The organism is Sandaracinobacter neustonicus (assembly GCF_006385875.1).
GTDB lineage: Bacteria > Pseudomonadota > Alphaproteobacteria > Sphingomonadales > Sphingomonadaceae > Sandaracinobacteroides > Sandaracinobacteroides neustonicus.
This window is the reverse complement of sequence record NZ_VFSU01000017.1, coordinates 153,433-165,530: the sequence shown is the minus strand read 5'-3', so window position 1 is coordinate 165,530 and position 12,098 is coordinate 153,433. Positions and strand designations below refer to the sequence as shown.

Genomic DNA, 12,098 nt, shown 5'->3' with positions numbered 1-12,098 from the left:
AACTTGGTGCGGGTCCAGAATTTCGCCGCTGTCAGACCCAGTGGCAATCCCTCAGTCGTGATCGCAAGGCTGGAGTGCATGAGCAGGCCGCAGACCGTATGAAGCCGAAGCCGACCATTCTCATCACGCCGGCTCGGCGCAAGCCCGATGGCGCCAATCGTTTCAGGATTGCGCCTTTGATAGGAGAATTCGGTGGTGTCCTGTAAAACCAGGATGAACCCCTCAAGCGCCGCCGCGCGTGTCCGTGTCGCCTGAAAATGCCCGGCAAGTATGTCTCCCTCGTTCACCGAGCCATTAGACAAAAAACGGTAGGCCGCCTTTGTATTGGCCCAGTCTTGACACGCCATCGGTATCGGTGCGCCAATCGCTCCTGCCATCTGCTTAAGCATCGTTCGAAGCCGTTCGCCCAGTCGCTTATCACGAAAGGCGGCGGGATCGACTTCCCCGTCAGCCCATCCTGCCGCATCGAAAACGGACGTCTCCACGTTGCACCCCGCCAACCGATTCAGGTGCCAGGGAATGAATCATGCTTGATTCCAGACGGGCAATGCTCATGCGGCCAACGGAATCACGCTCGCGACCACTTGTGGGTAATTGAAAGGGGAAACCCCCCGCGTCAGGCGGGCGGCGGCCCGCTCGATCCGCGCACCACCAGCTGATAGGGCAGCACCCGCTCCGGTTCATCGGGCATGCCGTCGCCGCGCAGCCGCTCCTGCAACAGGGCGACGGCGGATCGCGCCATCTCGGCAATGGGCTGGCGGATGGTTGTCAGCTCCGGCCAGATGTTGGTGGCCAGCTGGGTGTCATCGAAGCCGACGATGCTGAGATCGTCCGGAATGTGCAGCCCCAGCCGATGCGCCACCCCCACGGCGGCGGCGGCCATGTCATCGTTGCTGGCGAAGATGGCGGTGGGCCGGTCCGGCCCCGCCAGCAGCCGCTCAGCCGCGTCCAGCCCGGAGGAGTAGGTGAAATAGCCCTGCTCCACCGCCATGGATTTCACCTCCAGCCCGGCTTCCGCCAGCGCATCGGCAAAGCCGCGATAGCGTTCGGCGCTGGCGATCTGGTTCGGGTGGCCCTTGATGAAGCCGATCCGCCGGTGCCCCAGTTGCAGCAGGTGCCGCGTCATCGCCAGCGCCGCGCCATGATCGTCGATCCGCACGTTCAGCGCGCCCGGCTCCATCCGCCCCAGCGCGATCGCCACCCATGGCACGCCCGCCGCCTTCAATTCAGCCTTCACCGCTTCGGATTCCGACAGCGGCGGCGGCAGGATCACGCCCTGAATATCCGGCCCCACGAAATGCCGCGCCGCGTCCGCCTGCGCTGTCGGGCTGGAATCGTTGCAGGGTTGCAGCAGCAGATGCCCCCCGCTCAACCGCGCGCCCTCCAGCGCACCGATCAGAAACTGGCTGAGATAGGAGGCCGAGGGGTTGGAATAGAGCAGGCCGATCTGCGCCGCGCGGCCGGCCGCCAGCGTGCGCGCCGCGCTGTTCGGCTGGTAGCTCAGCTTGTCGATCGCCTCCAGCACGGCGTCGCGGGTTTCCGCCCGCACCTGCGATCCGCCGTTCACCACGCGGGACACCGTCATCGCCGAAACGCCCGCCTCACGTGCGACGTCCTGAATGGTGGCGCTTCCGGATTTGCGGCGGGTGGGTCGGCTCATCGTTGCAACCCTATGGCCTCCGGCCCGCCGTGTCGACATAGGCCGACACCCAGACGAGCGGCGCGTTCCAGTTGATCGTCACTTCGTTCAGGGTGAAGGCCTGCGCATCATCGGCCCAGCAGGTCTGCGCGGCGCAATGGCCCTGCATCGGCTTCGCCACATCGTCCGACATCGCCCGGTTGTTCGGCCCGCCGGAGAGCACGCCGGGCGGCGGCGGCGGAAAGGCCGGATCGAGGCTGTGCGCCCAAAAGCGGTGGTGCGGGTTGCGCATCGCCCGCTCACCATAACCGCTGACATAGGAGGTTCCCATCGGGTTGCGGCCCAGCAGATAATCCAGCACGTCGCGCATGGGGGCCAGACGCCGCGGGTCTCCGTCGATCCGGTTCGCTGCCCCCATCAGCAGCGCCCGGTTCAGCAGCACCGCGTTGGAGCCCCAGCTGTAACGCGTGCCCTTGAACGGAACTGCATAGCCGTTGGACGCGCGCTCGGCGGCGAAACGGTCCGCTGCCTGCACGATTGCCGCTCGCATCCGGCCCGTCTGCGCTGCATCCAGCCCGTTCGGGATCAACGCCAGCGTCATCGTGCCCAGCGGCGCGGTGTCCGGCCAGCCCGGCGCTTCGGTGATGCGCGCGACATGCGGCGAATGCAGCAGCGCCTGCCGATAGCGCGCCGCGCCGGTCGTGGTGAACAGCTCGGCCGCCGCCCAGTAGAATTCGTCCGACACATCATCGTCGTCATAGCCGCCGCTGCCGGGGAAATCCCACATCGCGTAAATGGCCGGGTTGCGGCGGGCGGCGTCCCACGCCCGTTCGGCCGCGCTCAGGCAACGGGCGCTGAAGGCCGGATCGATGTCTTTCCACACCCGCGCGCACTGCGCTGCCGTCGCCGCCAGATTCAGCGTCGCCGCCGTGGAGGGCGGATAGAGAAAGCGCTTCTCCCGATCCTGATCCGGCCGCAGCGGCAGCTTCGTCCAACGCTCATCGGCCAGCTTGTGATGCGCCATGCCGCCCGCATCGACCATCTCGAACTTCAGCGGCTTGGTGCCATCGCGCTGGTTCACAGGCAGCTGCATGCGCTTGCCGTCCGGCACCTGCATGCGCAGCATCCACTCCATCTGCACGCGGGCTTCGTCCAGCAGATCATTCACCCCATTCCCGGCCTCGGGAATCGGAATGGAGCCATCGGCAAAGGCGGCGGGCAGCAGTTCGTGCAGGTTCAGCAACGTCCACAGGCTGATGCCGCCGTTCACCACATATTTCCCGTGGTCGCCCGCGTCATACCAGCCGCCTGTGGCGTCCAGAGTCCAGTTGCAGCCCGGCCATTTGTTGCCGCGCCCGTCCGTTCCGGCGAAGCAACCCACCAGTTCGCGCGGATGCCCGGCGGGTCGCGCCCAGCGCTCACCCCCGGCAAAACGCGCTTCAATCGGCTCGGCGGAACGGTTGTGATAGAAATAGCGCAAGGCATCGCGCGCCAGCGGCCCATTCAGCCCCGGCGCGATGGCAAAGGCCGGGCTGCTCGCCCCGCCCGCCCGCAGCCGATAGCGCCCGTCCGGCACCGCGCCGCCGAACTCGATCCGCTGCAAGCGCTGCCCCGCCGCCGCATCCGCGCCCAACGGCAGGCTTTTGCCAGACAACCGCACCTGCCCCGCTTCGTCGATCAGCTCCCACGCCAGCGGCGCGTCACCCGCGCCGCGCAGCAACGCCATGCGCGGCTCCCCCGGCTCGAACCCGGTCTGGTTCAGATCGATGGAGACTTCCGCCGCCGCCGGAGCCGCCAGCAGCAGCGCGATCAGCGCCGCCCTCATGGCACCACCTTCACGGCATAAGGCCCCACCATCGCCCCCACGAAGCCCTGCGCGCGCCATGTGCTCAGCACCGTGCCGTCCGTGTCGGCCAGCAGCGTCCGCCACTCGCCACGCGCAGGCGCCCAGTCAAAGCGATACCGCTCGCCCTCCGCCACGATCCGCAGCCGGATATCGCCATCGGGCACCGGGGCACGCGCCAGCAGTTTGCCCGCCGCAGGCGTCGCCGCCCCATCGCGCAGCAGCAGCCGGACCTCCCGCTTGCCGCCGCCTGCATCGGCCAGCAGCAGCGCAAACCAATATTCGTCGCGCTGGATGATCCCCAGCCCCGCCGCCTCGCCCGCGCCGGGCTTGAACGACAGCAGGGTGGAAGCCTCCATATTCATATGCTGCTGCCGCCGCGCCACGAAGCTGGGGCTGGCAAGATCGCCCAGCCCCTCGGCGCGCGGGGTCAGCGTCAACGTGCCGCCGCCCAGCTTCATCCAGCCATCGGCCGGGCCGCGCATCGTCATCCAGTGCAGGCCCGGCGCACTGCCGTCGAACTCGTCGCGCACCTCGAACGGGCCGCTGGTGGGCAGCGGCGGCGCGGGATCGCGCGGCAGCGACGGGCGCTTCACCACATGCGGGATCGGCACGTCCGGCTTCAGGATCGTCGGCCAGCCGTCCGCCGTCCATTGCACCGGCAACAGGAAGGTTTCGCGGCCCGTGTTGTAGATGTCGTCGCGATAGGGCCGGGTCGCCAGAAACACCGCCCACCAGTCACCAGCCTGCGTCTGCACCAGATCGGCGTGGCCGGCCGAACTGACCGGGAACGGCCGCTTCGGGTCCATCCCGCGCTGCGTCAGGATCGGATTGCCCGCGAAGGGTTCATACGGCCCCTCCAGTTCGCGGGCGCGCAGCACCACCTGCGCATGCTTCTCGCCCGTGCCGCCCTCGGCGACCGTCAGATAATAGAAGCCGTCTTTGCGGAAGATGTGCGGCCCCTCCACATATTCCGGCTTCTCCTCGATCTTCACGCCGCCGTTCAGGATCATGCGGCGCGGCCCCACCAGCTTCATGCTCGGCAAGTCCAGCCGCTGCAGAAACACCGCCCGATGCCCCGGATAGGTTTCCCCACCCGGCGGCACATCATTGTTCAGCAGCCAGGCCGAGCCATCCTCATCGAAGAACAAAGACGGGTCGATGCCCCAGCCCAGTTCGGGGAACCAGTGCGGCTGGCTCCACGGCCCGGCCGGATTCGTCGCGGTGACGATATAATTACCGCCGCAGGCAAAGCAGGTGTTGGCGATATAGAAAATGCCATCGTGCCAGCTGATGGTGGGCGCGAACAGCCCTTGCGACAGCTCCTTGCCCTTGAAATCCACCATCCCCGGCCGATCAATGGCGTTGCCGATCTGCCGCCAGCTCACCAGATCGCGGCTGTGCCACACCGGCACGCCGGGGAACCAGCTGAAGCTGGAGTTCACCAGATAATAATCCGGCCCCACCCGCACGATGGAGGGATCGGGATAGAAGCCCGCCAGCACCGGGTTGCGGAACTCGCCCGCGCCCGGCTTCGCCACGGCGTCCACCGGGTCCGATCCCTTGTAGTGGAACCAGCGGAAGTTCGCGTCCGCCGCCACAGACGGCGCGGCCGACCAGAGGGCGCACACGCCCGCGGCTGCCATCAGCAGTCGCCTGAAATCCATGTTGCACTCCTCCCCCGAATACGCGATGTTTCGGATGTTAGCGCTATCTTGCAGCGACGACCAACGTCGCGCAACAGCTTTTTGGGGGGAATGGATGCGCCGCATCGCACTCTGCATGGCCCTGCTGCTCAGCTTTTTGTGCAGCCCGTCGCTTGCAGCAAAGTCACAGCCGCAGTTCGTCCTCACCTTCGATGATCTGCCCAGTCACGGCCCATGGCCCGTCGGCGAAACGCCCGAAACCGTTAGCAACCGCCTGCTCGCCGCGCTGAAGGCGGCGCATATCCGCCACGCCTATGGCTTCATCAATGGCGCGTCCGCCGCCCGCGATCCGGCACTGGCGCAGATCCTGAAAGACTGGACAGCGGCAGGCTATGAGCTGCGCAACCACGGCTGGTCGCATCAGGCGCTGGACACGCTGGACGCCGCGCGCTTCCGCGACGAACTGCTGCGCAACGAAGCCTTCATCCCGGCGGGCGCGCCCAAAGTGTTCCGCTTCCCCTATCTCGATACCGCGCGGGACACGGCGCTCCGCGACGCAGCCCGCACCATCCTCGCCGAGCAAGGCTATGCCGTCGCGCCAGACGATTTCGGCGCGCCGGACTGGGCCTATAATCAGGCATGGGTCCGCTGCCGCGCCGCAGGCGACACCCCCGCGCTGGCCCGGTTGGAGGCTGCCTTCCTCGCCCAACTGAAGGACTCAGCCGCCCGCGCACGCGCCGCAGCAAAAACGCATTATGGCCGCGACATCCCCTATGTGCTGCTGCTGCACAGCAGCGCCTTCACCGCGCACATGCTGCCGCAGGCGCTGGAGATGCTGCGCGCGGAAGGCTTCACCAACACCAGCCTCAGCGAAGCACTGGCCGATCCCGCCAACGCCGCCTCGGCCGACCCCCGGCTGCCCTTCGCCAGCGCCTCCCTGTTTACCCGGACAGGCGAGCGCGATGCCGAGCCCCCGTTCGCGCTTGACAATAATTGCCCGGCCCGCTGAGCACTCGCGCCGACATGACGACGACCGAGCTGTTCCTCGCCGCGATGCTGATCATCTTCAGCCTGCCATGGCTTGTCTGGCGGCTGTTCCGCACAGACAGTTTCGCCCCGCTGGTGGTGGTTCAGATCCTCTGCGGCGTACTGCTCGGCCCCGGCGTCGCAGGCGTCGCCTTTCCGGAAGCGCATGCCGCCCTGTTCAACCCGCAGGTTATCGCCGCGCTGAACGGCATCGCATGGTGGGGGGTGATGATATTCGTGTTCACCGCCGGGCTGGAACTGGATCTGAAGGCAGCATGGCTGAATCGCCGCGAAACCGGGATCACCGCCGCCTGCGCCTTGCTGGTGCCGCTGTTGTTCGGTATGGCGGCGGCTGCGTTTTTGCTGCGCAGCGAAGGCTGGATCGGGGCGGAGGGAACGCCGCTTCAGGCCGTCGCCGGAATCGCCATGGCGGCCGCCGTCACCGCGCTCCCCATCCTCATCCTGTTCATGGAAAAACTGGAAATTCTGCGCCAGCCGCTTGGCCAACGCATCCTGCGCTACGCCAGCCTCGATGACATCGCCATCTGGGGTGTGCTCGCCATCATCCTCGTCGACACCGAACGCATGGCCCGGCAACTGGCCTTCCTCATTTGCTTCGCTCTGGCTGCCTTCGCCATCCGGCGCCTCGTCGCCCGCATCCCGCAGGCAGATCGCTGGCATGTCGCGCTGATCTGGCTGATCGCCATCGCCCTCGCGGCGGATTGGTCGGGGCTGCACTATATGGTCGGCGCCTTCCTCGCGGGCGCGGCGCTGGATGGTCACTGGTTCGACAGCAGGCGGATGGAGCAGTTCCGCGCCACCATCCTGTTCGCGCTGATGCCGGTTTTCTTCCTCTCCACCGGGCTGCGCACCAGCTGGGAAATGGGCGGCGTCGCCGTGATCGGTGCGGCCGCGCTGCTGCTGTTTGCGTCCGTCGCGGGCAAGCTCGCCGGGGTTCATCTGGCCGGGCGTATTCTCGGCTGGGCGCGCGGGGAAGCCAGCTTCATCGGCTGGCTGCTGCAGACGAAGGCGCTCATCATGATCATCTTCGCGCAGGTGCTGCTGGATCGGCAGATCATCTCCAGCGCCGCCTTCACCGCCTTACTGCTGATGGCGGTGGGCAGCACCATGCTCACCATTCCGGCCGTGCGTCTGCTGCAACGCCGGGCGGGCGTTCAAGCGGACGGCACGCAGCCATAGGGGGAAACCCGAGCCGCCGCGCTGCTTATGCCGGCATCGCGCAATGGCGGCGGATATAGGCCGCCTGCGTCGGCATCCGCTCCGCCCATGCGGCATAATCCGCACGCCGCGCGGCCATGCCACGCGCCAGCATGTCAGGGTCGATGCGGTCCACCAGCGGATCGTAGCGATCCGGCAGCACGTCATTGCCAAGGAAGATGGCCGCCCAGCTTGGTTCCTGATAACTTTCCTCGGTCATCATCGGCACCCGCCCCATCGCCTTCCACAGATCGATCTTCGCCGCCAGCGTTTCCGGTAGCTCCATGCTGCGCACAAATTCCCACATCGGCTCCGTCCGCCGCGTCAGGCAATAGTGCAGGATGATGAAGTCCCGCACCCGCTCCACCTCGTTCGCGCACAGCCGGTTATACTCATCGCGGATCGCCGGATTGGTGCGGCGTTCGGGGAAATAATCGATCAGCCGGGCAATCGCAGTCTGGATCAGCTGGATGCTGGTCGATTCCAGCGGCTCCAGAAAGCCGCTCGCCAGCCCGATCGCCACGCAATTGTGGGCCCACGCCAGCCTGCGCCGCCCGCCCTCGAACTGCAACAGCCGCGGTTCCGCCAGCGCCTCGCCCTTGATGTTCGCAAGCAGCAATTCCCGCGCGCGGTCTTCATCGGTGAAGCGGCTGGAGAACACATAGCCGTTGCCGTCGCGATGTTGCAGCGGAATCCGCCACTGCCAGCCCGCCTCCAGTGCGGTGGAGGTGGTGAAGGGCGGCGGCTCCCCCTCGCTGCTGCTGGGCACCGCCAGGGCGCGGTCGCAGGGCAGCCAGTGCTGCCAGCTTTCATAGCCGGTCTTCAGTGTCTGCTCGATCAGCAGCCCGCGAAAACCGGAACAGTCGATGAAGAAGTCCGCCTCCAGCACCCGGCCATCGGCCAACGTCACCGAAGCGATGTCCCCGCTCTCTGCATGCTGCGCAACATTGGTGATGCGACCTTCCACCCGCACCACCCCGCGCGCCTCGCACATTCGCCGCAGATATTGCGCATACAGCGCCGCATCGAAGTGGAAGGCATAGCGGTAGTCGGAATCGCCGCGGCCGCTTTCGGGGTTCGGCGGCGTGAAGCGGCCGCGCTGGCCCAGCGCATAAGGCAGGCTGTAATCCTCGATGCGCCGCTTATCGCCCAGCCGCCTCAGCTTCAGCCAATGATGGTGCGGGGCCACGCCGCCGATATCGTCGCCGAAATCGCCAAAGCCGTGGAAATGCACATTGCCGGTTTCGCCCCAGTCGCGAAACTCGATTCCCAGCTTGAAGCTGCCGTTGGTGGCGGCAACGAAGTCATTCTCGTCGATCCCCAGCAGCCCGTTCAGGTTGCGGATGATGGGCACCGTCGCTTCGCCCACGCCGACGATGCCGATCTCCTCGGATTCGACCACGGTGATGCGTGTTTTGCGCGGATCCAGAAAGCGCGCCAGCACCGCCGCGCTGATCCAGCCCGAGGTGCCGCCGCCCACCACGAGGATGGACCGGATTGCAGTGTCTTCCATCATCCCTGTCTAACCTTCAGCAATCGGAACGCGAAGCTGGAAAAGCAGGCAGCCGGGCCGGGGCAAGATTGGCCCGGCTGCCGCAGGGAGGAAAGCTTAGAAGCGGGTCCGGACCAGGAAGGCGATCCGGCGATCCGTATCCGTCCAGCTGTAGCGTGGCGTAAGGCCGACGTTGCCGATCTGCAGATAGGTTCTGGAGTTCAACAGGTTCGTCCCCTGGACGCCGACCTTGATATTGTCATTGATCGAATAAATGAACGATCCGTCGAGCTGGCCATAATCTTCGAACCAGACCGGCGCGTTGAGGTTCGCCGCCGACGTGGTCAGCAGATACTTTGACCGCCAGTTGTAGGCGAGGCGCGCCGACACACCGAACTTCTCATACATCAGTGCAAGATTGTAGCTGTGCTTCGACATGCCCTCCAGCGGCAGCGGCTTGTTCGAAGCCGTTGTCTGGTTCGGGTCGAGCGAGTTGACCGCGAGGTTCGCGCCGCCCGACGAGTCGACGAAGGTGTAGTTGGCCTGCACCGCAAGGCCCGACCAGCCGCCCGGCAGGAAGTCGGCGAACTGCTGGACTGCAAGTTCCAGACCCTTCACCTTGCCGCTCGGCCCGTTCATGTTGCGGGTGACATCGAACACCATCGACACGCCGTTGTTGACGAAGGTTTCCTCGACCGATCCGGCGTATACGAAGTCTTTGATATCCTTATAGAACAGTGCAAGCGTCACGCTGTTGCTGGTGCCGTGATACCATTCAGCGCTGAGGTCGACCTGCGTCGAGATGGTCGGCTTCAGATAGGGGTTGCCGCCAACGCCCACACGCGGAAGCGTCGGGTCCGGCGTGCCATCGGCCAGGAAGGTGAAGCTGAGCGAGTTGAACGGCACCATCTGCGCGAAGCTGGGCCGCACCATCGCCTGACCGGCCGCAAAACGAAGCTGCACCTCGTCGGTTGCGAAGTAGCGGAAATTGAAGGTCGGCAACCAGTTGGTATAGGTGTTGGAGAATTTCTGATCCGGGAAACGCAACTGACCATCGGTGAAGGCATAGGCCTGCGCCAGCGGCGCACAGGCAGCCGCGTTCCCGGGGTGGTTGTCGAGGCAGGTCTGCATCGTAACAGTCGGCCGGTTCAGCAGCAGCACGCCCGACGTGTCGTTCTCCGTGCGGACGACGCGCACACCGATGTTGCCGTCGAACGAGCCGGCGCCGCCGGAATCGGGGGAGCCGAAGCGAAGCAGCGCATAGGCTGCCTTGGTCTTTTCGTTCTGGCTGGTGATGCCGGCGCTGACGTTGTCGACCGCCGGTGTCGCGTTGGTGTAGCTGTCTTCCGTCAGCGGGCGCCAGCTCCAGTCCACCGTCCGCGTGCTCTTCAGATAGTCATAGGCGGAGATGTTGTTGGAGGTGAGCCCCGGCGTGGCGAACCAGCCGCCGGTGGGCGCGGCAATCTTGCCACGGAAGAAATTGCTATAGCCAACCCATGCTGCCTGATCGGGAAGTCCTGCGTTGGACGGGTTCCCAGTCTGATCGAGGAACACGGCATTCGGACCGCCGCCCCACTGCGCCTGGCTCAGCAGGCCCCAGTTCCAGCCGGTCTGGCGAGTGATGGCGTTTTTCTGCGTGGCTCGAACCCCCGCGCGGAAGCTTTTCAGGAAACTATTGTCGTCGAACTTATATTCCACATCGGCGCGCTGCGCCCAGGAGCCCGCTTCATTGTCTTCAAGGTGGTCCATCGCGGCGTACCACCAATAATTGCTCTTGTCAGACAGCGACGCGCCGTTCTCGGTGATGCTCATGCTCGGGCTGTTGCCGGAGGTGTCCCAGCTGAGGTTCGGACGCGATCCGTTGTACCAGCCTTCCTGCACCCCGAACTGGGTGAAGGCTGTCATGCTCATGATCTTCGCTGTGGAATAAACACGCTGGAAATCCGCGCTGAGCGTCCAGCGATCATCCACTTCGTAGTGCCAGTTGATCGAATAGTCCTGCGTGACCTTCGTCTGCCGTGTGTTGCGGGTGTTGAACACCAGCGGCTCCGCCGTCAGCTCGCCGCCCACCAGCACGTTGCGGTCATCGAACACATAGCTGGGGCTGGTGCCGGTGGCGGGATTGGTGACGGCACCGACGCCATATTCGAGATCGCGCGGGGTGGCGCGGGCATAGACGCCCTCGAAGGTGAAGGTCATGCCGGGCGTCGGGCTGGCCTGGACGACACCGTTCAGCGCAATCCGGCGCTGCTCCCAATCGATTCGGCGATAGCCGACGGTGTTGGGGATATAGAAGGTCTCTCCGGCCGGCATATTCGGCAGCGCGTTGCCGCCTTCACCGCCGGTCGGGGTGATTGGATCATAGCGGCCAAGCTGGATCGAATCGGTGCGGTTGCCGATGTTGTTGATGCTGCCCGAGAACAGAACGCCGAACTCGCCGCCGGCAACGTCCCATTTGTTGGTGTACAGGCCGCTGGCAGACCAGAAGCCCTTCTTGCGCAGATCGGCATAATTATAGTCGCCCGACGCCGCGATGATCTGCCCCGGCTCAGACAGCGGCTTGCGGGTGCGCAGGTTCACAAGTCCGCCCACGCCGCCTTCGATCATGTCGGCAGACGGGTTCTTATAGACGTCCACGCCCGCCATCAGGTCGGCGGAGATATCCTCGAAGCTGAGGCCCCGGCCGTTGCTGGCCGAAAACACGTCGCGCCCGTTCAGTTCCGAGCGCACCCAGCTCAGGCCGCGAACGAAGATGCCGCCGCCTTCCGCCGCAAGCCGCGCCGGATCGCGCGCTTCGTTGGTGCGCTGGAGCGTGACGCCCGGGATCCGCTGCAGAGCTTCCGAAACGGAGCGGTCCGGCAATGCGCCGATATCGGCGGCGGTGATCGAATCGACGATCACTTCCGCATTCTTCTTGATGTTGCGCGCCTGAGTCGCGGATTCGCGAAGGCCCGTCACCACAATTTCCGATTCGTCGGCCGGCGCTTCCGCTGCCGGCGCGGCCTGCGCACGAACCGGCGCAGCAAAGCCCGCCCCCAGCACCAGCAAAGACGTGCCGCCCAGCAGCATATTGCGCCACATGGCGCTGGAATCAGAACCGAACCGAGGCTCGCGGATCATCTGCATCTCTCCCCTTCACGCTTCACGCGCATATGATTCAGGGGAGGCGCAACGGCCCATCCGTTTTCCATCCCCAAATTGCTCCCGAAGGTTCAGACCGGCATCCGCCAGACC

At 65.5% G+C, this 12,098-nt stretch carries 8 protein-coding genes; 2 read left to right on the top strand and 6 right to left on the bottom strand.

Annotation, left to right across the window (positions count from 1 at the left end):
- The 4 genes from FJQ54_RS05860 to FJQ54_RS05845 form a co-directional block, all read right to left on the bottom strand.
- Window positions 1-485, bottom strand: a 485-nt coding sequence (locus FJQ54_RS05860) for an IS4/Tn5 family transposase DNA-binding protein (RefSeq protein WP_181159998.1), incomplete at its 3' end; no start/stop codon positions are given.
- A 131-nt stretch (window positions 486-616) separates the two neighbouring features.
- Window positions 617-1,660 (bottom strand): LacI family DNA-binding transcriptional regulator, encoded by a 1,044-nt coding sequence (locus FJQ54_RS05855; RefSeq protein ID WP_140927475.1) that lies wholly within the window; start codon window positions 1,658-1,660, stop codon window positions 617-619.
- A 10-nt stretch (window positions 1,661-1,670) separates the two neighbouring features.
- The gene (locus FJQ54_RS05850) at window positions 1,671-3,464 is read right to left on the bottom strand and encodes a glycoside hydrolase family 9 protein (protein ID WP_140927474.1); all 1,794 of its coding nucleotides are present in this window, start codon (window positions 3,462-3,464) and stop codon (window positions 1,671-1,673) included.
- Window positions 3,461-5,149, bottom strand: coding sequence for a glycoside hydrolase family 43 protein (locus FJQ54_RS05845; RefSeq protein ID WP_235890332.1), 1,689 nt, complete (start codon window positions 5,147-5,149; stop codon window positions 3,461-3,463). The genes FJQ54_RS05850 and FJQ54_RS05845 overlap by 4 nt, the downstream gene beginning before the upstream one ends.
- A 94-nt stretch (window positions 5,150-5,243) precedes the next feature.
- Between FJQ54_RS05845 and FJQ54_RS05840 the strand changes: the two genes are divergently transcribed.
- Window positions 5,244-6,137 carry a polysaccharide deacetylase family protein gene (locus FJQ54_RS05840; RefSeq protein ID WP_181159997.1) on the top strand — a complete coding sequence of 298 codons (894 nt, stop codon included), beginning with the start codon at window positions 5,244-5,246 and terminating at the stop codon, window positions 6,135-6,137.
- A 14-nt stretch (window positions 6,138-6,151) separates the two neighbouring features.
- The gene (locus tag FJQ54_RS05835) at window positions 6,152-7,354 is read left to right on the top strand and encodes a cation:proton antiporter (RefSeq protein ID WP_140927472.1); all 1,203 of its coding nucleotides are present in this window, start codon (window positions 6,152-6,154) and stop codon (window positions 7,352-7,354) included.
- 25 nt (window positions 7,355-7,379) lie between these two features.
- Here FJQ54_RS05835 and FJQ54_RS05830 read toward each other — a convergent pair whose 3' ends face one another.
- A complete protein-coding gene (locus tag FJQ54_RS05830) occupies window positions 7,380-8,888 on the bottom strand; it encodes a tryptophan halogenase family protein (RefSeq protein WP_235890331.1) in 1,509 nt (502 codons plus the stop codon).
- 93 nt (window positions 8,889-8,981) lie between these two features.
- Window positions 8,982-11,984, bottom strand: a complete 3,003-nt coding sequence (locus FJQ54_RS05825; RefSeq protein ID WP_235890330.1) for a TonB-dependent receptor — start codon at window positions 11,982-11,984, stop codon at window positions 8,982-8,984.
- Between the last annotated feature and the right edge of the window lie 114 nt (window positions 11,985-12,098).